The organism is Aliikangiella maris (assembly GCF_040719265.1).
GTDB classification, from domain to species: Bacteria; Pseudomonadota; Gammaproteobacteria; order Enterobacterales; family Kangiellaceae; genus Aliikangiella; species Aliikangiella maris.
Map to the genome: position 1 here is coordinate 83,226 of NZ_JBFDAH010000012.1, position 24,037 is coordinate 107,262.

Annotated in this window: 20 protein-coding genes; 9 read left to right on the plus strand and 11 right to left on the minus strand. The window is 40.9% G+C overall.

The genetic code is table 11. The annotated features are described in order from the left end of the window. Positions 1-5 precede the first annotated feature (5 nt). The gene (locus tag ABVT42_RS12585) at positions 6-1,724 is read left to right on the plus strand and encodes a serine/threonine protein kinase (protein ID WP_353897185.1); all 1,719 of its coding nucleotides are present in this window, start codon (positions 6-8) and stop codon (positions 1,722-1,724) included. 63 nt (positions 1,725-1,787) lie between these two features. Beyond that, complete coding sequence (locus ABVT42_RS12590; RefSeq protein WP_353897186.1) at positions 1,788-2,435, plus strand: hypothetical protein; 648 nt, start codon at positions 1,788-1,790, stop codon at positions 2,433-2,435. A 46-nt stretch (positions 2,436-2,481) separates the two neighbouring features. Here ABVT42_RS12590 and ABVT42_RS12595 read toward each other — a convergent pair whose 3' ends face one another. The 6 genes from ABVT42_RS12595 to ABVT42_RS12620 form a co-directional block, all read right to left on the minus strand. Continuing rightward, entirely contained in the window at positions 2,482-2,817 is a 336-nt protein-coding gene (locus tag ABVT42_RS12595) for an RnfH family protein (RefSeq protein WP_353897187.1), read from the minus strand. After that, a complete protein-coding gene (locus ABVT42_RS12600; RefSeq protein WP_353897188.1) occupies positions 2,817-3,254 on the minus strand; it encodes a type II toxin-antitoxin system RatA family toxin in 438 nt (145 codons plus the stop codon). The genes ABVT42_RS12595 and ABVT42_RS12600 overlap by 1 nt, the downstream gene beginning before the upstream one ends. Before the next feature lie 30 nt (positions 3,255-3,284). Continuing rightward, entirely contained in the window at positions 3,285-4,331 is a 1,047-nt protein-coding gene (locus tag ABVT42_RS12605) for a LysM peptidoglycan-binding domain-containing protein (RefSeq protein ID WP_353897189.1), read from the minus strand. Between the two features lie 21 nt (positions 4,332-4,352). Beyond that, complete coding sequence (smpB, locus tag ABVT42_RS12610) at positions 4,353-4,832, minus strand: SsrA-binding protein SmpB (RefSeq protein ID WP_353897190.1); 480 nt, start codon at positions 4,830-4,832, stop codon at positions 4,353-4,355. Positions 4,833-4,951: 119 nt separating this feature from the next. Beyond that, positions 4,952-6,376: a TolC family outer membrane protein gene (locus ABVT42_RS12615; protein WP_353897191.1), complete on the minus strand. Its 1,425-nt coding sequence runs from the start codon at positions 6,374-6,376 to the stop codon at positions 4,952-4,954. A 280-nt stretch (positions 6,377-6,656) separates the two neighbouring features. Further along, a complete protein-coding gene (locus tag ABVT42_RS12620; protein WP_353897192.1) occupies positions 6,657-7,310 on the minus strand; it encodes a protein-L-isoaspartate O-methyltransferase family protein in 654 nt (217 codons plus the stop codon). Positions 7,311-7,430: 120 nt separating this feature from the next. Between ABVT42_RS12620 and ABVT42_RS12625 the strand changes: the two genes are divergently transcribed. The 6 genes from ABVT42_RS12625 to ABVT42_RS12650 all read left to right on the plus strand — a co-directional run bounded on the left by ABVT42_RS12625 (position 7,431) and on the right by ABVT42_RS12650 (position 15,032). Continuing rightward, positions 7,431-8,063 carry an NUDIX domain-containing protein gene (locus ABVT42_RS12625; RefSeq protein ID WP_353897193.1) on the plus strand — a complete coding sequence of 211 codons (633 nt, stop codon included), beginning with the start codon at positions 7,431-7,433 and terminating at the stop codon, positions 8,061-8,063. Positions 8,064-8,234: 171 nt separating this feature from the next. Beyond that, positions 8,235-8,819: a DUF1249 domain-containing protein gene (locus ABVT42_RS12630; RefSeq protein ID WP_353897194.1), complete on the plus strand. Its 585-nt coding sequence runs from the start codon at positions 8,235-8,237 to the stop codon at positions 8,817-8,819. After that, positions 8,812-9,651, plus strand: a complete 840-nt coding sequence (cpdA, locus tag ABVT42_RS12635; RefSeq protein ID WP_353897195.1) for a 3',5'-cyclic-AMP phosphodiesterase — start codon at positions 8,812-8,814, stop codon at positions 9,649-9,651. Before ABVT42_RS12630 ends, cpdA begins: the two co-directional genes overlap by 8 nt. Positions 9,652-9,826: 175 nt before the next feature. Further along, complete coding sequence (gene parE / locus ABVT42_RS12640) at positions 9,827-11,713, plus strand: DNA topoisomerase IV subunit B (RefSeq protein ID WP_353897196.1); 1,887 nt, start codon at positions 9,827-9,829, stop codon at positions 11,711-11,713. Between the two features lie 134 nt (positions 11,714-11,847). After that, positions 11,848-14,085, plus strand: a complete 2,238-nt coding sequence (parC, locus tag ABVT42_RS12645; protein WP_353897197.1) for a DNA topoisomerase IV subunit A — start codon at positions 11,848-11,850, stop codon at positions 14,083-14,085. 98 nt (positions 14,086-14,183) lie between these two features. Continuing rightward, entirely contained in the window at positions 14,184-15,032 is an 849-nt protein-coding gene (locus ABVT42_RS12650; RefSeq protein ID WP_353897198.1) for an HDOD domain-containing protein, read from the plus strand. Here the strand turns inward: ABVT42_RS12650 and ABVT42_RS12655 are convergent, their stop codons facing one another. The 3 genes from ABVT42_RS12655 to ABVT42_RS12665 form a co-directional block, all read right to left on the minus strand. Next, positions 15,033-16,004 (minus strand): sensor domain-containing diguanylate cyclase, encoded by a 972-nt coding sequence (locus tag ABVT42_RS12655; RefSeq protein ID WP_353897199.1) that lies wholly within the window; start codon positions 16,002-16,004, stop codon positions 15,033-15,035. It abuts the gene before it with no gap. Positions 16,005-16,027: 23 nt separating this feature from the next. Further along, the gene (locus ABVT42_RS12660; protein ID WP_353897200.1) at positions 16,028-17,035 is read right to left on the minus strand and encodes a response regulator; all 1,008 of its coding nucleotides are present in this window, start codon (positions 17,033-17,035) and stop codon (positions 16,028-16,030) included. Positions 17,036-17,133: 98 nt separating this feature from the next. Next, the gene (locus tag ABVT42_RS12665) at positions 17,134-18,660 is read right to left on the minus strand and encodes a hypothetical protein (RefSeq protein ID WP_353897201.1); all 1,527 of its coding nucleotides are present in this window, start codon (positions 18,658-18,660) and stop codon (positions 17,134-17,136) included. 132 nt (positions 18,661-18,792) lie between these two features. Between ABVT42_RS12665 and serB the strand changes: the two genes are divergently transcribed. Further along, entirely contained in the window at positions 18,793-19,746 is a 954-nt protein-coding gene (gene serB / locus ABVT42_RS12670; protein ID WP_353897202.1) for a phosphoserine phosphatase SerB, read from the plus strand. A gap of 171 nt (positions 19,747-19,917) precedes the next feature. Here the strand turns inward: serB and ABVT42_RS12675 are convergent, their stop codons facing one another. Both ABVT42_RS12675 and ABVT42_RS12680 read right to left on the minus strand, forming a co-directional pair. Further along, positions 19,918-21,987, minus strand: a complete 2,070-nt coding sequence (locus ABVT42_RS12675) for an EAL domain-containing protein (RefSeq protein ID WP_353897203.1) — start codon at positions 21,985-21,987, stop codon at positions 19,918-19,920. Between the two features lie 153 nt (positions 21,988-22,140). Next, positions 22,141-23,979: a hypothetical protein gene (locus ABVT42_RS12680; protein WP_353897204.1), complete on the minus strand. Its 1,839-nt coding sequence runs from the start codon at positions 23,977-23,979 to the stop codon at positions 22,141-22,143. Positions 23,980-24,037: the final 58 nt, after the last annotated feature.

Consider the following 24,037-nt stretch of genomic DNA (forward strand, 5'->3'; position numbering starts at 1 on the left):
ATAAAATGACTGATACACAGGAGCTACCTAAAAATGTTGGTCGTTATCGCATCTTAAATGAAGTTGGTCGCGGTGCGACGGCATTTGTTTATAAAGCTTATGATCCCCAGCTCGATCGGTTTTTAGCCATTAAAGTTTTGCGCGAAGAGTTAGCGCAAGATGAAGATTATCGTCAAGCGTTTATTAAAGAAGCCAGATTGGCTGCACAACTCACCCATCCGGGTATTGTTACTATCTATGATGTAGGCATTGCCGATAATAAACCTTATATTGGTATGGAGTTACTCGAAGGCGCGACGCTGGAACAAATCCTTAAGGCCCAAGGCAAGCTCAATTTACGTACCGTTTTAGCAATGTCGGTGCAACTGGCACGCGCACTGGATTATGCACACCGTCAAGGTGTTGTTCACCGTGATATCAAGCCGGGCAATATTGTTGTGTTGAAAGATAAAAAGACCGTCAAGTTGACTGACTTTGGTATTGCTCAACTCGATGATAGTTTAAACAGTGTTGGTAAGGGCTCAGACAAAGTTATTGGTACGCCCGAATATATGGCGCCAGAACAGGTTTTGGGGCAACCCACCGATAACCGCTCAGACCTTTATTCATTCGGGGTTTTAATTTATCGCATGTTAATGGGATTACCACCTTTTATTGGTGATGATCTTGGGCAGTTATTTAAACAAATTATTAAAAATAAACCACCACGTATTTATGTGGTAGAAGAAAAAGTTAAGGATGATTTACAAGATTTTATGCGCAAATTGCTGCAAAAGCAGCCAAACAAGCGTTACCAAAGTGCGGGACAAATCTCTAATGAATTGCGCACTATTCAAGGTAAGCTTGGAGAGAAAAAACAGCAACAAAATAATGAATATGTTTCATTGCGTTTCCGCTGGACGGCAACAATGGCAGGTGTTGTATTTGTTGCAATGTGTTTAGGGTTGGCAATAGTTTACTACATGCAGTATCAAGCACTTTCGGGAATTACTTTTGACTATGGCCGTTCAATTGCTCGAATGATTGCTTATAAAAGTGCCGACTCTGTACTACTTGATGATTTGGTTGGATTGAATGCATTGGTCAATGAAACCAATAAAAATGATCAAGTCAAAAGCGTTGCGGTGATGAATAAAAATAATACCGTTTTAGCTTCTACTCAAAAGGATATTATCGGTACTGCTTTTAAGCCACCGAATGATCGGTCTCATGAACATACTTTAGAAGATATTTTAATTTATCAACGCGAACTGGAAAATAAAAATATCTTATTCGATGTCGAGATGCCTATCAAATATGATAATAAATCACTGGGCTATTTATATATTTCTTTTAGCGCTGACTCAATGTTTACTGCCGCTAAGAGCACGTTAGTAACGATGTTAATTGTGATGATGATCACGTTATTTGTGGTTTTTATAATTACACTGGTATTGGCTCGACGAACCTCCAGAGATTATCAGCGAGTTACTCAGGCATTAAATAAAATGGCTTTGGGACGAGTGGATGCTAGATTAATCAGTGATCGAAATGATGAGGCTGGACAATTATTTGCGGCATTTAATCGATTAGCAAATTTCTTAGAAGGTAGGTTTGACACAGCAAGTAAAACTAAAGGTCGTTCTATTAAACAGGTTTCACTTAAAAAGATTTCTAACCAACCCGACAGTCAGGTGGCGGAGACGGTCGAGCTTGATATCGTTTCAGAGTTAGATAAAGATTAATGTTAAATTAGAAAAACGATTATTAGTTAGATAAGCGCCACATAATCACAAGAACTAGAATTTATGACATTTATTGAATTTATAGAGCCTTTTATTATTGTTGCCATTTTAGCGGGCTTATTGTCGCTGTATAGTTTGTTGGCGCTAATATTAAGTCTGCGCAAGTTAAAGCTGTTTGCTTTTTGTCGACAACTTACCGTATTGTTCATGTTGCTGATGATTACCGGCAGCATCACTTTATTTATGTTAGGTACTCAGGGATATCAGGCATTAACTCAGGAAGAACTGGTCGCCAACATCGAAGTGACCCCCACCAGTGAGCAAACTTACTATGCGCGATTGTTGTTTCTTGATGGAACACAGCAGGTTTATCTATTAAATGGTGATGAATTATTAGTCGACGCTTATATTTTGAAATGGAAACCTTGGGCAAATATTCTGGGGCTACATACCGCTTATCGTTTAGAGCGGGTGAGCGGTCGGTATCAAGATATTCAGCAAGAGCAGAATAAACCCCGAACCGTGTTTGCTCTTAATAGTCATGCCGGAGGGGGACTGGCTGAATGGCGAAAAAATTATCAATCACTTTCATTCTTAGTGGATGTTGAGCATGGTTCTGCTAGCTTTGTTAGTGCCCAACAAGCACAGCAATATCAGCTTTTGGTCAGTTCAAGTGGCTTAATTATTCGTCCCGTCAAAGCAGTTTTATAGTCCTGATGAGGGCCGGTAACTAATCGTCACGGCTTAAATATTCAACTTAAGAAGGCTTGGGGTTGTCCTTTTGCAGACTTTCTTTTTGCTTAACAGCTTTCTTTTTTCTGGCCTCTTTAGGATCTGCAATCAAAGGACGATAGATTTCAATTCTATCACCTTCACGTAGTTCATCGGTGAGTTTACAGGCCTGACTAAATAGGCCTACTTTGTTTTTTGTCAGGTCAATCTGTGGATACTTTTGCAAGATACCAGATTGAACAATTGCTTGTTCCACTGTTGTACCTACGGGGACCTGTTGAGTTAGTAGCTGTTGTTCATCAGGTAGAGCAAAGATTAGTTCAATATTGATTATTGTTTGATTGGACATTTCGGCAGACATTAGTTTTTTCCATAAACCTGAACAGCCCTTTCGGTAAAGGCATTTACCATTGAGTGGGTCAGTTGGTTAAATATGGCGGCAAATGCCATTGATGCCAATTTATTCGAAAACTCAAATTCCAAGCTTAGCGCTATTTTACAGGCTTCTTCTGTTAAAGGGTTAAATTGCCAATGCCCAGAAAATGATTCAAATGGACCATCAATTAATTGCATTTGAATGGACCGAAAAGGAACCAAGGTGTTTTTAGTAGAAAAAGATTTAGCAATACCTCTTTTAGCAATTTCAAGACGCGCAGTGACTTCATTTTCTGTACGAGAAATAATTTCGGCTTGTTGACAATAAGGAACAAATTCGGGATAGGATGCGATATCATCAACCAGTCTAAACATCTGTTCTGCTGAAAACATTACTAATGCATGTCGATTAATTTTTTCCACTCGATTTCTACTACCTTTTTACCCACTGGCTTAAAACTGATTGAGTTTTTTTAATAATTTTTGTGACCGCTGGGTATACTTTTGAGCTAATTCATTATTAGGCTGAATTTGTAAAATTAAATTCCAGCGAGTCATTGCTTCTTTTAGTTTGTGGTTACGGTAAAATACCACCGCTTGTTCATGTAATTTATCAAGTAATTGACTTTCCATGTAACCACTTTGTGATAGGGATGCTGGTGATTTTAAAGCTTTTATTTGAATTAACTTTTCTGCTGCTTCAAGATAACTTTCATCGTTAACTAACAGTACAAATTCATCGGTATATAAGGCGATGGTATGGTTTTCTATAAAGTGTCGATAGATTTTTTGCTGCTCAGTGTTACGACTCGATTGTGCCAGCTGACTTAATTTTTCTAACATTTTACTGCGTTCACTAAGGGAAACCGCCTTTTGCGCCATAGCTTGCATTAATTGTTGTTGTATTTTATACAGTTCAGCGTGGTGTTGTTCGGTGATAAACAATCGGTTGGCTTTTTCTAAGCCTTTATAATAGTTGCTTTGAGCTAAATATTTTTTGAGTAGATTGATATTGGCTTTGGCACGTAACTGTTCTTGTTGATAGAGTTTGCTGGTTGGTGTTACCGGAACTTGAATTAACTGCCCAGGCATCAACTTCATCGGGTTGGTGATTTTATTTATTTTCGCTAGAGTCACAAAATATAAAGAATTGCCTAGCCAGGATTCTGCAATTTTTCCAAGACTGTCGCCAGGTTTAATTTTGTAATTGGTTAAGCGAGCAGTATTAAAAAGTTGTTGTGGCGTTTGAGTTAACTGATCCCATAAAAGTTGCGCTGTTGAGTGATTCCGATTAACGTTTAATACCTGTTTTAGATGACTACTCGCGGCATGAAAATCACCGTGTTCCAGTAGTTTAATGGCTTTTTCAACAGCTTGATTTTGCGTTGTTGCATGTTCTAGCGGGTCATTTGCTGACGGTGGAGTTTTTTTCGTAGGCAGCCACTGGCAACTGGCCAGTAACGATATACTAATTAATAAAAACGCGAGTTTTTTATGCAATGCCATCATAAATTGTGAAGGTTAGTTAAAATTATTTTTCATTAACCGTTGTTTATCACGATCCCATTCCTTCGCTCTTTCAGTTGCGCGTTTATCATGCAACTTTTTACCTTTGGCCGTACCAATTTTTAATTTAATGCGGTTTCTAATCCAGTAAAGCGATAGTGGAACAACGGTGTAACCGTCTTTTTGCTGAGCATCGAAAAGTTTATTGAGTTCTGCCCGATGTAAAAGTAATTTTCTGTTGCGGGTTGGTGTTGGTTTAATATGAGTCGAGGCTGTAATTAAAGGCGAAATATGGCAACCTTGTAGAAACGCTTCACCATTTTGCAGGTAAATATAAGCATCGGTCAGGTTGGCTTTTTTCTCGCGCATGGCTTTGACCTCCCAGCCTTCCAAAGACAAGCCTGCCTCGTAGGTCTGGTCGATAAAATAGTCATGCTTCGCTTTGCGATTTTGCACGATAGTATTTTCTGGCGTTTTCTTCTTGTTGGCAGCCATCGACTTCTTAATCTGGGGTGAATCTAATAGGAGAGAATTATAGGTGAATCAGCGGGGTTTGTCTGCAAATAGCCAGAAAAATAAACAGCGCTTTTATTTAAAGCGCTGTTTTATAAGGATTATCTTAACATTTTGTTAACCAGTCCAAGATCTTTTTCATCGAGCAAACCTGCTGCTTGCTTTAATTTTAGCGTGTTTAATATGTAGTCATATCGTGCGCGCGCATGTTGTCGCTTAGCATCAAAGAGTTGTTGAGTTTGTAGTAATACATCAACAATTGTTCGTGTACCCACTTCAAAGCCGGCTTGAGTGGCTTCCAGCGCACTTTGTGACGAAATGACAGCCTGTTTCAGGGCGTTGACCGAACTGACTGCGGCAACGACACCCAAATAGGCGTTACGGGTTTCACTAACTGCGCGTCGGTGGTCGGCTTCGAGATTATGCGAGGCTTGTACATATAAGCTTTGTGACTCTTTCGTTCGTGAGCTGGTTTGGCCGCCTGAATAAAGTGGTATGTTGACGTTAAGCGATATGGTTGTTGATGGATTAGTAGAATTGGTTGTGGCATCAACAAAACCGATAAGCTCTCCAGCATCATTTTCACGCGGAAAAGCTGGAGATGTGGTATCTCTATCAGAATCGGAGTAAGTTGCCTGAAGTCCAACTGTCGGATAATGACCTGATTGTGAAATGTCGATGTTCTTCTTGGCAATTTCCAAAGCAATTTTTGATGCTTTAATTGATATGTTATTTGACTCTGACTCTTTAACCCAAGCTTTAATATCACTGGGTACTGGATTTTTGAGTGGGATATCAGATTTTAGCGATAGCAAACCATAATGATATTGACCGGTTATTTGTTGCAATGCTTCGTGTGCGTTATCGAGTGCGTTTTGTGCGCTGATCTGATTGGCAACCGCTCTATCATGACGAGATTGGGCTTCATGCACATCGGTCATTGCGATCAGACCTACTTCAAATCGTTGTTTGGTTTGCGCCAGTTCTTTCGATACGGCTTCGGTTTCTGCTTTTGAAAAGGCGACGCTGTCTTTTGCCGCTAATACATTAAAATAAGCTTCAGCGACTCGAATAATGAGTTCATGCCGGGCACCTTCGTGTTGTACATTTGAGCGCAGTGCTTCTTTTTCAGAACGAGAGAGTGTTAACCAGGTTGTGTGGTTATAGATTTCTTGATTGAGCTGAATACGCCAGCTATATCCATCAGTTTCTGATTCACTATTTTGAGTAACGTCAATATTTTGAGGATTATTGGGGTCGCCGATTGGCGTAAAAATACCTTTGGTTGTTCGTGTTGACTCATTATCAGCCAGTTCATATCCTGCACTGGCAGTTAATTGGGGTAATAAGCCCGCCAGACTTTGATTGACGCGCTCATTAGAGGCTTTTCGTCCTGCTTCACTGGCCAGAAAGACCGGATCATTGTCTTTCGCCAGATTATAGATATCGAGTAAATTATCAGCCCAAGCACTCGCTGATGATAAAAGTAGACAAATGCTCAATGCCGTTTTGGTTGGTTTATTCATTTTTTTACCTGCAAGTCGTCAAAATAAATTAGAGTTTCCCCTGGTCACGCGGTAATTTCTTATGCGTGAGAATACCAATGAATATCAGGGTAAAGTCTCCAACTGAAATGCCCTGTCAATATTCCAAGTTTCCCGATTATCTGTGCGAGCCAGAACTTAGGTGTGTTAGCATTGTAACTCACCTGCGTTGCCAAATTTTAGCTTTAAGTTATTAGTAAATCATTTGATTTGTAAATGAATTTTACAGATAGTGAGTATTCACCGGCGAAATAACGTGTTGTTAAAAGATAAAGCGGTTAGCTCGCTCAGCGTTTATCATGGGTTGCGCTGCAACTGGAAATAAAATCTCGATATCCCACTCTTTATTGTCTGTCAGTTTGCATAAACAAGCATTTTGTGCCAAATGATCGCCAAGAATTGCGGCAATTCTGCCGGTGTGAGACAGGTTTTTTTTCATTACATCAGGCAGTTTTTCCATTGCTGATGTGATAAGTATTGCATCGTATGGCGCATGTGCCAGCCAGCCTTCGGTTGCATCAAACTCTTCAAATGTGACATTTTCAACCGCCAGCGCGCCTACTTTTTGTTGTGAAAACTCAACGAATTCACTGATGATATCGACGCTATAGACATGTTTTGCCAGTTTTCCAAGTATGGCGCTGGCATAGCCATGACCGCAGCCAATTTCCAAAACTTTTTCTTGTCCTTCCAGAGTTAAAGCCTGGATCATGCGGGCCAACTCGCGTGGTGCAAGCATTGACTGGTTATGCCCTAAAGGTATTGCAACATCGGCATAAGCTAAATTACGATGTTCTTCGGGGACAAACTGCTCGCGAGGAATCGTTGCCATTGCCCCCAGCAGTTTTTTATCAAAAACTTTCCAGGGTTTGATTTGCTGTTCAATCATATTGAATCGCGCTTTTTCAATATTCATTTACTGCCAACTCTCAGTGTGATTGATTCTGGTTATTTTGTACTACACAGCTTAATATTAGCAATGATCTGCTATAAAAATCCTATTAAATATTCAATTACTTGTTACGAGTTTCAACGAATGAAAAATACCGAGCAACTAAAATATGAGATTTTAAAGACTGAAAACGGGTTTAACGGTTATTTTAAAATCAACCGGTATACTATTCGGCAGCAATTATTTGCCGGTGGTTGGAGTGAACCATTTCAACGAGAATTATTTGAGCGTGGTCATGCCGCAGCCGTGTTGCTGCTTGATCCACTGAAAGAACGATTGGCATTGGTAGAGCAATTTAGGCCTGGCGCCATGGAAACAGAAGCTTATCCTTGGATAACTGAGCCAGTGGCGGGCATTATTGAGACTGGTGAAACACCAGGGAATGTTGTGCGCCGAGAATCAATTGAAGAAGCCGGATGTGAGATTAAGCGACTGCGTCAAATTTATAAATATTTGGTGAGTCCTGGTGGTTGTACTGAAACGGTATGTCTGTATCTGGGAGAAATTGATAGCACAACTTTGCCGGAATTAGGTGGTTTAGATGATGAGAATGAAGATATTCGAATTGTGAATATTTCTATTGACGAAGCATTTCAACGTCTTGACCGTGGCGAATTTAATAATGCAATGATGCTAATTGCCATTCAATGGCTCAAATTAAATTGGTCAAACCGAGAAAATATTTGGGAAAATAGTGAGATTGAACACAAAAACTAGAAAAAGTTACCTAAACTAAAACAACGACAAGATTATTGAGATAATCTTAGTAGTTTAATCAACCCGTTAACCGACAAAAAGTCAGGTTGTTTGTGTTAATTGAGCTGTTTCTGGTCATTTGAACGAAATGTAGTAACTGACACTTGCAGTATTTGGTGTTTTGGAATGTGGATGAGTGAGTCTTTAATCGTTAGCAATAAAAATAAGCTACGTGAACAATATAAGCCTGATTTAACAGCGATGCTGTCGCAGTGCGAAATAAATTACTGGTTGTTAAATCAATTAATACCTGAGTTAACTCTGTCTGGTAAACAGCGTGCTTTAAACTCAGCAGTGGGGACTGCTTGTAATAAGCCCCGAGAATTGGCAAATCAACCTTACTCTGGCGTATCGGCAAGCAAGGTTTGTGAAAAACGTTTTATTGTGAAGACTTCCGCAATTCAATTGGTATTTACAATAACTGATTTGGCTCCTTATACAACAACGACTAAACTTACCATAAATACACCTGAAATCGGTATTGAACGTGAACTGTCACTAATTGTTCGACTGTATCATGATGTTAAAATGATGGAAGTTATGGAAGGTTCTGGACCGTCAGCTATGGCCGCAATATACCCTGCAAATGCACAACGAAAAAATGTTGATGAAAAACGCCAAGTTAATCAATTTGTCGGGGAGTGCCTGAAAGCCTGCTTTGAAAAGAAAGTGCACAACACCACCCAACCACAAGGAGAACAACCTTATCATGGCTGATAAAATCGATATGCTCCCTTATGAGATACAGCCAGCGCAAACAGATGTTGTGCGTTTGGCACAAATTACCGATTGCCATATTTTTGCTGATCCTGAGGGATGCCTGCTAGGTTTGAATACTCGCGATAGTTTTGAAGCTGTCTGCGATCGCCTTAAGCGCGAAGAATGGCGTCCAGATGCCCTGCTTGCCACAGGTGACTTATCACAAGATGCATCTCCACAAGCTTATAAATATTTAGCTGATTATTTTAAGTCGATGCAACTGGCGACTTTTTGGCTTGCTGGTAATCATGACGACTCCGATACCATGGAAATGTACTTAAGCAACAGTAGTGTTTTTCCTGCAAAACAGATTTTAATTGGTGACTGGCAAATCTTAATGCTGGATTCGTCGGTAAAAGGCAAGGTGCACGGTCACTTGTCTAATTATCAGATGGCATTTTTGGCGCGTGCGTTAAAACGTTACCCCGAAAAACATGCCCTTATTTGTCTACATCATCAACCCGTGGATGTGGGATGTGAGTGGCTGGATCAAATTGGTTTGCATAACGCCGATGAGTTAGCTGCGTTAATTGCTCGCCACAACCAGGTCAAAGGGGTGTTGTGGGGGCATATCCACCAGGAGTTTCAACGTTCAATTAATGGAGTTCAATGGATTGCTACACCTTCTAGTTGTGTTCAGTTTGAGCCGGGATCGATTGATTTCAGTGCTGGTGTCGAAGCGCCAGGCTATCGATATCTGAATCTTTATGCCGATGGACGTATTGAGTCGGTTGTTCACCGAATCAATAATGTCGAATTTGAAGTTGACTATTCTATTAAAGGCTACTAGCTTATCTGGGCAAAAGTATCACTCATCAGACTGGTGTTTATTTGTTGTTGCTGAATAAATAATCACCAGTATTTTCAATATTTTAACAACAGGTGTTGCGTTTAAAATTAAATGACGCGATTATACACCGTTAACAAATTACTCCGATCAACCTTAACTTAAGCTTAGGAATTCGATGTCTAGTTCTTATAATTCCGATTCAATAGAAGTTCTCAGTGGATTAGATCCTGTTAAAAAACGTCCTGGAATGTATACCGATACCGCCAGACCAAATCATTTGGCCCAGGAAGTTATCGATAACAGTGTCGACGAAGCATTAGCCGGCCATTGTAAAAATTTACAGGTAATTCTGCATGAAGATGGGGCGCTCGAAGTTCAGGATGATGGTCGTGGTATGCCTGTCGATATTCATCCTGAAGAAGGTATTAGTGGCGTCGAATTGATTTTGACCAAGCTACATGCTGGCGGTAAGTTTTCTAATAAAAACTATCAGTTTTCTGGTGGGTTGCATGGCGTTGGTATTTCTGTGGTTAATGCGCTTTCATCTCGGGTTGAAGTTTATGTCAAACGTGATGGCAAACAGTTTGCTATCAGTTTTGCCAATGGTGATGTATGTGAGTCACTAAAAGAGATTGGTGAAGTTGGCAAACGAAATACGGGTACAACGGTTAAATTTTGGCCGGATCCACAATATTTCGATACACCAAAATATTCTGTTGCCAAACTTAAGTATTTGTTGCGTGCTAAAGCTGTATTATGTCCTGGCTTGAGTGTAACGCTGGTCGAAACGAATGGCGAAAAAACACAGTGGCTCTATGAAGATGGGTTGCGAGATTATTTAAAAGGCGCCAGTGTTGATGTGGAATGCCTGCCAGAGGAGCCGTTTTGTGGTAATTTTTCTGGTGATACCGAAGCGGTTGACTGGGCACTGTTTTGGTTGCCGGAGGGTGGTGAGGTTTTAAATGAGAGCTATGTCAATCTGATTCCAACACCTTTGGGTGGCACCCATGTTAACGGCCTGAGAAACGGCCTGTTAGATGCGATGAAAGAGTTTTGTGAGTTTCGTAATAGTCTGCCTCGAGGAGTAAAATTAACGGCAGATGATTTGTGGCATGGGTTGTCATTTGTCTTGTCGGTAAAAATGCAGGATCCACAGTTTTCTGGCCAAACGAAAGAGCGATTGTCATCGCGCCAGTCAGCCGCCTTTGTTTCTGGCATTGTCAAAGACGCCTTCTCGTTATGGTTAAATCAAAATCCAAACTATGGCGATAGGCTGGCTGAGATTACGATTGCCAACGCACATAAACGTTTGCGTTCTAATAAAAAAGTTGTACGTAAAAAGGTGACGAGTGGGCCAGCTTTACCGGGTAAATTGGCTGATTGTGTTGGTCAGGATTCAATGGCCAGTGAACTGTTTTTGGTAGAGGGTGATTCTGCGGGGGGATCGGCGAAGCAGGCGCGTGATAAAGAGTTTCAGGCAATCATGCCGCTACGCGGAAAAATCTTGAACACTTGGGAAGTAGACTCGGGTGAAATTCTTGCCTCTCAAGAAGTACACGACATTTCGGTTGCACTAGGACTTGATCCTGGATCGACTGATTTATCGAATTTAAGATATGGAAAAATTTGTATTCTGGCTGATGCAGACTCCGACGGTTTACACATTGCGACACTATTATGTGCATTGTTTGTACGCCATTTTACCGCGTTGGTTGAAGCTGGTCATGTGTATGTTGCTATGCCGCCGCTATACCGGATTGATATCGGTAAAGAAGTTTACTATGCGCTCGATGAAGCTGAAAAAGTCGGTGTTTTGGACCGAATTAAGGCTGAGAAAAAACGAGGTAATGTGAATGTGCAACGTTTTAAAGGATTGGGTGAAATGAATCCTAAGCAATTACGCGAAACAACCATGGCAACAGAAACCCGTCGATTGGTGCAGCTGACAATTGACTCTCACGAATCAACCAATGAAGTGATGGATATGCTGTTAGCCAAAAAACGTTCTGGTGATCGTAAAAGTTGGCTGGAAGAAAAAGGCAATCTGGCAGAAATTGATTAACTTTAGCACTTGATAAAATGCTTTAAGTTTAATTAATTAAATTTAAATCCAACGAGACTGATTCTGTTAAATACAACTATAGCTAACGGTCCAGTCCAATTAAAACCAATATTTTGAGTAGCTAATAAAGAACTATGGAATTAAATTTTGACGGTGTAGAACAACAAACTCTCTCTGAATTTACCGAACAGGCATATCTGAATTATTCCATGTACGTCATTATGGATAGAGCGTTACCGCATATTGGTGATGGCCTGAAACCGGTACAAAGACGAATCATTTACGCGATGAGCGAGTTGGGCTTAAAAGCGAGTGCCAAGTATAAAAAGTCGGCTCGAACGGTCGGGGATGTATTAGGTAAATTTCATCCGCATGGCGATAGTGCATGTTATGAAGCCATGGTATTGATGGCGCAGCCATTTTCTTATCGGTACCCTTTGATTGACGGCCAAGGCAACTGGGGGGCTCCCGATGATCCTAAGTCATTTGCAGCAATGCGTTATACCGAGTCGCGTTTGTCGAAATACTCGGCTGTCTTATTGTCAGAGTTGGGGCAAGGAACAGTAGAGTGGGTGCCAAACTTTGATGGTACTTTGAAAGAGCCTAAAGTTTTACCGGCAAGACTGCCTAATTTGTTACTTAACGGTACCACTGGAATCGCTGTTGGTATGGCAACCGATATTCCGCCGCACAATCTCAATGAAATCGCGCAAGCCAGTATTCATTTATTAGACAACCCCAAAGCAGACATTGATGAAATAATGTCGATTGTGCCTGGACCTGATTTTCCAACCCATGCTGAAATTATTACGCCAAAGGCTGAAATTAAACGGGTTTATGAAACGGGGCGCGGCAGTATCAAAATGCGCGCAGTTTATCGTAGCGAAGAGGGCGAAATTGTGGTCCATGCGTTGCCTCATCAAGTATCGGGAGCAAAAGTTCTTGAACAGATTGCTTCACAAATGCAGGCTAAAAAGTTGCCGATGATTGCTGATTTACGTGATGAGTCTGACCATGAAAATCCGACTCGTCTGGTAATTGTGCCACGCTCTAATCGGGTTGATGTTGAAGGTGTGATGAATCATTTGTTCGCGACGACTGATTTAGAAAAAAGCTACCGCGTTAATATGAATGTGATTGGCATTGATGGTCGCCCGCAAGTTAAAAGTCTGGTTAATTTTTTGCTTGAATGGTTGGAGTTTCGTACAGAAACAACCCGTTCTCGTTTGCAGCATCGATTGCAAAAAGTCAATGATCGTTTACATATTTTAGATGGTTTATTGATCGCTTATTTGAATATTGACGAAGTCATTAAAATTATTCGTGAAGAAGAAAAGCCCAAACCTGTCTTAATGGAAAGGTTTTCGCTGACAGATGTACAAGCAGAAGCCATTCTGGAATTAAAGCTGCGGCATTTGGCGAAACTGGAAGAAATGAAAATTAAAGGTGAGCAGGATGAACTGGCAAAAGAAAAAGCTGACCTGGAAAAAACACTTGGCTCGAAAACGCGTTTAAAATCTTTAGTAAAAAAAGAAATAAAAAATACCGCTAAAGAGTTTGGTGATGAACGACGTTCGCCAATTGTCGAGCGACAAGATGCCAAAGCGCTGAGTGAGACAGACTTAATGCCAAGTGAAGCGGTAACGGTTGTGTTGTCGAAAATGGGATGGGTTCGTTGTGCTAAAGGTCACGATGTTGATCCAACAGCGCTAAATTACAAAGCCGGCGATGATTTTTGCGCCGCAGCTAAAGGTAAAAGCAATCAAAATGCTGTTTTTCTTGATTCGACTGGACGAAGTTACGCTTTACCTGCGCATACCTTACCTTCGGCCAGAGGCCAGGGGGAGCCGCTGACCGGTAAGCTTAATCCGGTTGCAGGGGCAACCTTTATTGGTACATTGATGGGCAGCGATGAACAAACCTTCTTGATTGCCAGCGATGCAGGGTATGGATTTGTTGCACAATTTGCTGATTTTGTGACACGCATTAAAAATGGTAAAGCCTTGTTAACTTTACCTAAAGGTGCTCGGGTTTTATTGCCACAGGCCGTGGAGGATTATAATAATCAGTTGTGTGTTGCTGTTTCAAATGAAGGGCGAATGCTAGTCTTTCCTCTGACTGATTTGCCGCAATTGGCTAAGGGAAAAGGTAATAAAATTATCGGTATCCCAGCCGCAAAATTGCAGGCACGTGAGGAGTTTGTAGTAAGCATTGCTGTTGTGACAACGGAGCAATCGCTCTTGGTTTACTCTGGTAAGCGCTATTTGCGCTTAAAACCATCCGATTTAGAACATTATCGCGGTGAACGTGGGCGTCGAGGCAATAAATTGCCTAGAGGATTCCAGAAAGTCGACGCATTACAAATTGAATAACTGGAATTTTACCAAAAGCCAGCCCTTGTTAAAAAATTGCGCTATATTTTTATGAGGGCTTGTGGTTAGTAGGCTAAATGTGTAGTAGGTTATTGCAATTGAACTCTTCGATAAGTGACAAACAGGTTTTAGAAGGAATCTATATACCTCCCCAACCGGGGCTGATTGAACAACTGGAAAGATGTGGTGCAGATTTAGATAAAATTGCTGATGTAATATCGATTGATCCTGGCGTCAGTGCTGCAATTATCAAAATTGTCAATTCGCCCGTATTCGGCTTAGTTAATAAAATTGGCTCAATCCCTCAGGCCGTAGTCATGCTTGGTGTCGATAGAGTCACCAGCATTTTGAAAACTTTGTTACTGCGTAAATCGATGTCCGATATTACTTCTCGATTAGATATGCAGCTTTTTTGGCAAAGCTCGGTTTCAGTCGCTTGCGTCGCTTCAACGATTTGTCGTCAATTAAATCTTTCAATGGCAGATGAAGCCTATACGCTGGGGTTGTTTCATAACTGCGGAGTACCGGTAATGGCCGCCCGCTATAGTAACTACCAGCAAGTGATGGAGTTTGCCTATAGCCGTGAAGATGGACGTATTACCAGTGAAGAATTTGCTAATTTTGGTGTACACCATGCGGCTGCCGGGTATCGGATTGCCCGAGTTTGGAATTTACCTAAAGTACTCTGTCTGGCGGTCAAAAATCATCATTCGGTTGCCCGTGTGCTAGATGATAGCTCTATTGAAAGTCCTACTTTGAAAACCTTGTTGTGTGTGCTCAAAATGGCGGAACATATAGTGAATTTGCCCGAAAAACTGGCGCAGTCTGATGTTGATTTCGAATGGGAAAAAATTAGCCCGCGTGTACTGGAATTCTCAGGATTATCTGAATATGACTTTGAAGATCTTGAGGATGCGGTTCATTACACCCTCAACGGTGACTATTGATTAGCGTTCATCTGTTTTGTTTTTAATAGATGTTTGATTTCGTCCGTTTTCTTTTGATGCGTAGAGTGCCTGATCGGCCAATTCAATCCATTCTTTTGGTGAGTCAATATTTTTTGATAATTCGCAAATACCCAGACTGATAGTAAACTGAATAACACGTAATTCGTAGGTAATGCTTTGCTTTTCGATAGCCATGCGTAAGCGCTCGGCGAATTTTAATGCGCCATTGATATTCGTATTGGTCAACATGACTACAAACTCCTCACCGCCGTAACGACCACAAACATCGATATCGCGGGTAACCTTTTGTAAGGTTTGCGCACAAGCGCGAATTACTTCGTCACCAGCCTGGTGTCCATAGGTGTCATTGACCTTTTTAAAATGGTCGATATCAAATATAACCAGTGTGCAGCTTTCTCGATAGCGCTGATATTTGGCAAACTCTTCCTCTTGTCTTTCTTGCCAGTAACCACGGTTATTGAGATTCGTGAGCCGGTCAGTCCGACTGAGAAATTCCAGTTGCTGGTTGGCGTTTTCAAGGGCCAGCTTACTGGTAGCGATATCAGTAACATCATAAACAATGATACAAATGTTGGTTACCTCGCCAGAAGAGGAGGTTAGCGGAAATACTGAAATATTCTGGTACATATGCTCAGCGGTACCGGTAATTGGGCGATAGTTTCTGAATTTGAAAATATAAGGACGCTGCTCCCAAATACTGAAAGCCCGGCTGTGTAATTGAAACACCGATTCGACTTTATGCTGAAACCAGTCCACTGGAATTTCAGGAAACAACTCAAAGATGTTTCTGCCTTTGACTTTGTGAGCCAAAATGCCACTGTGGTTTTCCATAAAGGCATTCCATACCTGTACTTCATTTTCACGATTGAGGACAAGTAGGCCGGCATCGATATTTTGCAGCATATCGGCCATCCAGTGAAATTCTCGAAGTTGTTCTATGTTGGTTTCCATGAATACCAGATAAGGTTGATAGTTTAAATAATATAGCTAATGCGCTGTCTTAGTGTATCGATACAATCTTCGGTTAACAGAATTAATAAATCACAATCGATTGCTTTATTTTCAATACTGTAACTGATTTCTATAGCGAGTGTTTTTTTCCAGCGCTTATTATGATTAATAAGATCCGGAATTTTTATATGTTGCCCAAGTACTACCGGGTGGCCTTGGCTAAGGCTAATATCCAATTGATCAGAAATGCCTTGTAGGCAGGCACCTAACAAAATATTGGCAATATCCATCAACAGTTCAAGTTCGATATTATCATCAATGTGGCCATGATATTTCATTAGCTCTGCGATATTCTTAAAGCTCGAATCGTTAAATATTAAAAGTGCCTCGCCAGCAATGCCAGGACCAATAAAGCCCTGACAGACTGAAGACACAGTGGATTCTCGCTCGGCAAACTGTAATGCCATAATTAATTCGTTGAGTTCAATTTCATTGACGATAGGAACAGGCAGCTCAACAAAAACATCTAAAAATCGCGCCAGTGAGTCACCGGCTCTGCCCATGGCAATATTGGCTATTTCTTGGCAGGCATCAATAAAGTTGGTGTGATCATTTAGGTTGTCGAGTTTGACTCTTTCTGGTTCAATCGGTGTTGTTATTTGAGAATGATAAAGGTCGTGATAACTTAATGTCTGAATCATTTTTTCGCGACTAATTGGTTTTTTAATAAAATCAATTGCGCCTAGTCCTAACACGCGAGTTTGCGCATCAGGTTGAATATCACCCGATACCACAATCACATCACAGTCAATTTCTTGCTCTCTAAACTCTTCCAGGGTTTCATAGCCATCCATCTCTGGCATATTGAGATCTAAAAAGATGAGATCTGGGTGAATATCGCTGACAACTTCAAGGCAGTGGCGGCCATCTTCAGCAAAGTGTAATTCGATGTCCCAGTCTTCAGGTAAGCAGCGTGCGAGCTGGTTCCTTGCCATTCTGGAGTCATCACATATCAGTACAGAAATTGCCATTGAGTGAGTGTTACCGCCCTAAATTTTGAACTCGCAAAGTAATTTTGCTTTTACCGTTATCTACATTAAAAAATAGCAATTATTTATAAAATTACCAGTCAGCTTGCGCAATAATTAGAGATGATATAGTTGAGTTGACGCGCTGTCTGCTGTTTTACCGACTCATCGACACTCAGCAAAGTGTAAAACACCGAAGGCGTTGCTTCTTTGGGGAGTGGTTTTTCAACAAATTGCCCTAACGGATTAAGTGACTGCTGCTCGACGCCCAGGCAAATGATGTCACCGTAGGCAACCTGCGGAGAGAGTTTATTGATTTTTTCAAGCATTCGGTTAGATAAAGAAATACCTGAAATGACGGCTCGTTCATTTTCCAATACCAGAATTGTCGCTTTGCCAATAAATGCACGTAGTTTAATTTCTACATCGATACTGGCAAACAGCTCTTTTATCAAATAGACCAAATTAATGGCTTCTTCCAGTGCTTCATCATTATCTTTTGCGTCTAAAAACGGAATGAGACAACCTGAGAGGATATTCCCTTGAGACTGTAAGCCGTGAGTTTGAATTGCTGCTTTTAAGTATTGTTCGCCTAAAGATATTGCTTTAGCGGTTTGCTCGTTGTTTTGCTCAACCATTGAGAACTGACAAAAACAAAACAATGTACCTTTGGCCCTTCTGCTGGTTAACCATTGGGGATTTGCTTCGGGTAATATAATTTTTTCTTGAGTAGTATGAATATGATTATTTGCCAGTGCTTTAACTGCATCTAGCCATTGCTGCGTATTGTTAGGCAAAAGCGGCGCATTAATCTGAATGAGTCGGTGGCAATACTGAGTCAATTGTTTGATACGGCGGGTATACTTAAGCGTTAATAACAATAATAAACAGAATAAGACAACTGCTATTGCCAGAATAATCTGCTGTGATCGGGTTAATGCTTCACGAAAGTTACTTTCGAGTAATTGACGATTGAGTGTAATTTTAAACCAGCCCGCAGTGACTTGCTGGTAAGTAATTTTCTCAACAAAAGGAATATCTGTTTGCGATTGTAGGTAAGCGCTGGTTGCCTCTGCCAATAGTTGTTGCTCTGACCTTTTTGTTGTCTCTGAGGTTTCCGCGGGCTCTGTGAGTAATTCTTCTTCTGCTGATGTTGAATTAGAGGATAAGTTCGTAATTTCTTGAGCGTTATCGATGCCATTGAATGATTCGCTATTATCTGAACTTTGAGGGCTGGTGGCATCTGATGTAGTTGTAATACTCGGCTCGGTTGATGTGTCATCAATGCTAATCGGCTGCAATAGATTTTCGGGATACTGCGCGACAACTTGCCCATCTTCAGCAAATACGGTGGCACTTCTGATGTAGGGATCTTTAGCCACGTTTTCAACCAGCAGTTTTAGCTGAATCTTGTCATCTGACATTAAGGGATCGGCTGCAGAGTTGGCTGCAATTTGAGCAATACTATGGGCATACTCACTGGTGCGTTGTGCAACCAGTTGTTCTATTTGGTAATTAATTATCAGCCAGCCAGAAACCAGAATTAAACCGGTAAGTAATAGCGTCAGGCTGAACAGGCCACCAAGTAGAGAAGGTGGCTTATTATATTTTTGCTTTTTCGTCGTCATTAGGACATTGTAGCAAGTTAAAAAAGCGTGTGTAAAAGTGAAAGTGATGATTTTTTCACATATTTGATAGGGGGCACATAAAAATCAGGGTAGAATAAAATATTGCTATTCAATTTTGGAGGACTGTTTACGATGTCTTCAGAAAATACCTACCTCCCTGAGTTTAACCAAGTTTACCAAATAACAGAAAATCGCTGGCAAAAACAAACGACTTTCGATGAAAACTTGAGTCAACTTAGTTTGTTTTCCGCAACTGATTTTCAATCACAGCAACAGTTAATTGGTCGCATGGCATCTAACTGTGAGCAGCCGCTTTTGATTAAAGTAAGTGGTTCGCAACAGCAATGCTGCTGGCACGTGTTTGCGCAACCTGAGACACTTAAACTTTGGGTTGAAAAAAACATTCTGGATTCTGTCTTTGATTATGTGTTATGGCCAGCGCAGAATCGTCAAGCGCCGCGCCTGTTGCTGTTTGATATGGATTCTACTTTTATTGAAATTGAAGTGATAGATGAGCTGGCGCGCTTGCATGGCGTTGCCGATAAGGTGACGGATGTTACCGAAAAGGCGATGCGTGGTGAAATGGACTTTGCACAAAGCCTGATAGCCAGAGTGGCGTGTTTACAAGGATTAGGTGATAACGCGATTCATCAACTAAAAGCGAATTTGCCGTTATCACCAGGAGTCAGTCAGTTAGTGAAAGTGGCACAAGAAAATAACTGTCGGGTTGCGATTGTTTCTGGTGGATTTATGCCTTTTGTCGAACAATTAAAACAGCAAGAAAAGCTCTATGCTGTAAAGGCTAATTTATTGGAAATTGAAAAAAAACAACTGACAGGTAAAGTCCTTGGTAACATTGTCGATGCGCAAGCAAAAGCTGAGTTTTTAGTTGAATTATGTGAACAGTTAAATATTTTACCAGAGCAGGCAATGGCTATTGGTGATGGCGCGAATGATTTAAAAATGATGGCCAAGGCTGGATTTAATTTAGCTTATCGGGCAAAACCAAAAGTACAACAAGCCGCTAGTGGCCGCATGAACCAAACCCATTTAAATTGGTTGGCACTGGCCTTTAATTGGAAATAGCAGTGTATTACAAGTGATTCAGTTTCTATTTGATCAATGTTAATCGTTGATACTATCAATTCGACAAAGTGAAAATTGAAGACGGCATGACTTCACTTTTGCTGTGATTGATAATGCGCGCTGCAAAAATTGCAGCGCAAATGAAATAACTTGTGTTAATTTACATTAAATTTAAAAACCGCTGGCTGAGAAGTCGTAGTCCATTTTTTCACTTGGACGTTGTAGATAAAATCCTTGAATATATTTTACATTCATCGGCCAAAGTGCAGCTAACATGGCGGCCTCTTCTACCATTGGAATAATGCTATGCTTGTCTCGGGCATGAATTTCATCGAGCAATTGAATAACTTCTTCTTCAACCTCTGAATTTTTTGGAATATCTTTGGCTTTGTTCTCTGTTATTTTTACAAAATCTACATCGAGTTGTTCGATTAGCGTGCGTTGTTCAGGGTTATTACCAAAGCCAGATAAACATAAGGTGTAACCTTTTTGTCGAAGCTCGCCACATAAAGTGATAACTCGCTTCAAGTGATTAGCCGCATCGCTTTCTTCAATTTGGAAAATAATACTTGAACGCGGTAATTGACTGGCAGCAACCGCTTTTTCAATAAAACTAACCAAAGTTTGATCGATTAACGAGACACTACTTAAATTGATTATCAGCTGTGTATTATTGGCAACTTTTTGTACGAGTATTGATTTTAGTGACTGCTTGATTATCCAGCGATCGAGTTTTTCTCCAAGTCCAGCCGCTTTAGCTAACGGAAAAACTTTGCTTGAATCCATAACTTTGCCGTTCTCATCTTTCAGCCGTAATTGTACCTGATAGATAGCTTTTTCTTCTCCATGTAACTTAACAATCGGCTGAAACAATAGTTGAACACGTCCAGTATCAATGGCGTCTTGTACTTTTTCCAGTAATTTAATATCTTGCTCGTTTCCGGCATCTCGAATGGCTTTATTGAAAACCTTCACACCATTACTTTCAACGCGGTTACACGCGCTGTGTGCATCAGAAAGAATTTGGGCTGCATCATCGCTGCCTTCGCCAATTGGGCAAATACCAATACTGAAGGTTATTTTTATGGTGTGACCTTCAACATCAAATAGTTCTTGACTGATTGACCGACAAAGTTTATCCGCCATTTCACGGGCTTTAATACGTGAATTATTTGGCATGATAAAGCAAAAAGCATGATCGCCAACTCGAGCCAGTTTAAATTCATCAGGAACTTGCTCCGAGAGCCACTTGGCGCAATCAATGGTGATTTGATCAACGCCCGCTATACCGTATTCACTGAGTATTTTGGAATATTGATCATATTCAATATAAAGCACGTTAAAGATGTCACCTTTTTCGTTAGCTGTTTCGATTGCAAGGTGCAATTGCTCATTTAAATAATTTCGATTAAATAAGTCGGTCAGTGTATCCTGAGCGCTCAATTCTTTGAGTTTTTCTTCTAATTCGGCATTGTCAGCTGCTGGGCGAATGAGCAATTGGGTGCACACTTCTTCATCATAATTTGCGGTTGATAAAGTCATTATCGCTTCAAATTCACTCATGTCTGACTTTACACCTGAGAAGGTGAAGCTTTGATTGTCGCTGGTGGCTGCCATGGTTTTTAAATATTGGCGAAATTCATCCTGGCTTTCTCTGGCAATCATATCCAAAGCGGGCACACACATCAGCTCATCATGATCGTTGAATCCAAATAATTCAAGATAGGCATTATTGGCATAAACGTGCATACCATCATGAACATAGGCAATGGCATCTTGAGAGTTATCGAGTAGTAAGGTGCAACGCTTTTCTGTTGCTTTTAAAGCAAGTTCAGCCTGTGTTTTTTTGCGACGGGTTTGCAGACTATTGAGTTCGCGCTCAACTTTAAGACATAGCAATTGCAGGTTATTCGCTGAAACACCATCGACTGCACCATAACCCATCGCATCGGTCAGGATTTTATCATCATGACTTTCCATCATAACAATGCAGGGAATATCGCGGCCATAAGTCACTATTTGCTCAATTGCCTGTTTGGCTGGCAGTGAAGTGTGGGCCAGATTGGCTAATAATAAATCAGAAACGCCTTTTTCCAGAGCTTGCGCGAGTTCTTCGGTGGTTAAAACCTGAGTGGCTCTAACCGCAAAACCGCGATTGCGCAAAGAGTTGATAATAACTTCCGCTTGATTTGACGAAGGTTCTAACAGGAGCAAATGTATTGTCTGAATATTTGCAGTCATCGGTGGCGTTTATCCTGGCTTGTTATTCTGACTCGGTCTCTAGGTTAATTGTATCCGAGATTCCGAGTTTTCAAAAGTGAACAAATTCAAATTATCTCCGATAGGTTAAAGCAATTTGACATTGTTGAGGCAAATTTTTATTTAACAAGCGGATTAAAAAATGTCCCAGATTTCATCAATATCATCGTCTTTTCCTGAACCAGGAAAAAGCGAAGGGTTTTTGGTTTCTGCGGCTAACCCAGAAATTTCACCGGTTTTTTCAAATGCAAATTGACTATAGCTAGTGGTGGTGGCGATTTCTTTGAGTAGCCTGGCGTTGTAACTTTGTGCCGGTTCAACAATTCGAACCTTATTGTCGGATGAAAAGTATAACGGATTGGTTAAGATGGTGGCGGGTTGACCAATGCCGGTTAATTCAGGCAGTAATAAACCACGATAAAAGTCAGTTGCTTCTTTCTTTGAATTTCGTCGCTTAATATTTATTGCTGTTACACCGGGAGCGAGCAGTTGGATACCCATTTGTACTAATGCACCTTTGGCATGCCTTCTGACCCAGCGCACCACACCAACGCTCCAGTGCTCACGTTGATGGTGATCAAACTCCAGAAATCCAATTATCTCGCCTGTTTGTGCATGTTTAGGCAATTCGTTTGCGGGTATTTGAATGCAATAGCCATTAGGGCTCATATTCAGCAAGCTGACGGTTTGGAACTTATAATTGTCTCTCACAATGGTATCGCGAGAGCGCATTTGTGGATGGAATACCGGCTTAAAACTAGCTTTGTCTGTCTGGTAGAGTTTGTCCCATACATCATCTTTAGGAACGCCAGATGAGCTTAAATAGTTAGCACCTGGCTGAAATTGGTAGTCTTCGCGTGTGGCAACATCTAATAGTTGTGCATCTTTTAAGCTGCCTTCCATTTTTGAGATGGTGTCATTTATCGACAAGCCATTTGAACTTTTATTTTTTTCCATCAATAGATAATGTGTCGCGCCAAGCCCAATACAAATTTCGATATTTTCTTCACAAGGTGTTCTGGCAAATGCGCGGTGAGTGCCGTGATTCCAGGTTTGTATTAAGTGGCGCAGCAACATTATTTTGCGAGTATTTTGTTGTCCATGGTGGTCAATATTAGCCAGCATTGCGTTGAGATGGTCGATAGCCGTAGATACGGTCAGTTTTAAACAATTCTTTTTTTCTGTCGACTTGTGCAACGATTTATGAATTGGTGGCAGTGCGGCGGCAATATCGATTACGTAATGTTGTTTATTATAGGCATGAGATTTTAGTGAAACATGCGCTGTTAGTTCCGGGAGTAATAGCCAGAGTAACTCGATTTCACGTTGATGGAGTTGATAAGGGTTAGCCACACTTAACAATAAAATTCGTAAAGTGGAGTCAAATATAGTTTGCTCGCTCTGCAAATACTCCATGGTTACTTTTAGGTGCTCTAATTCATTTTTGGCGGCAATCTGGTATAAGCAATAAACTTCTTTCCAGATTCTGCGTGGGATTACTGTATATAACTGAAAACATCGAAGCATCACTAAAGCATGGTAATGCAGTGCGTGTACTAAAGCGGTAGTTAGAGGTTTTTTATTGGCTCGTTTAAACTCTTGAGTGACAATGGTTTCAATAATGGTATGAAAACCAATAGCCAGTTCTGTGTGGATGGCTTGAATTAATGCAGCGATTTTTTTTTGACGGTCCGTCAGCGCAATATGATTGCTGTGAAATTGTTTCTCCAGCGAGCTGATTAATTTGCCGGCAACTGGCTCAATCAATGATAAAATCTGCAGGCGTTTGTCCGCATCAATAATCGACTGATTGGTATCGACCAGCAAACGGTAGACACTGGTTGAGCTCTCCCCAACATTTGCCATGGGCAGATTTTGCGCCCAGTTAGCAACTTTTTTGGGCGTCAGCTCAAAAGCCGTCTTGTGGTATGCCTGGAGTTCCCTAAGGGTTAATCCAGAGCTGCCTTGCTTCATGCTTTACTTCCTAAACAACCTGAATTTAATTCTGAAAATATATCTACAATACATGATA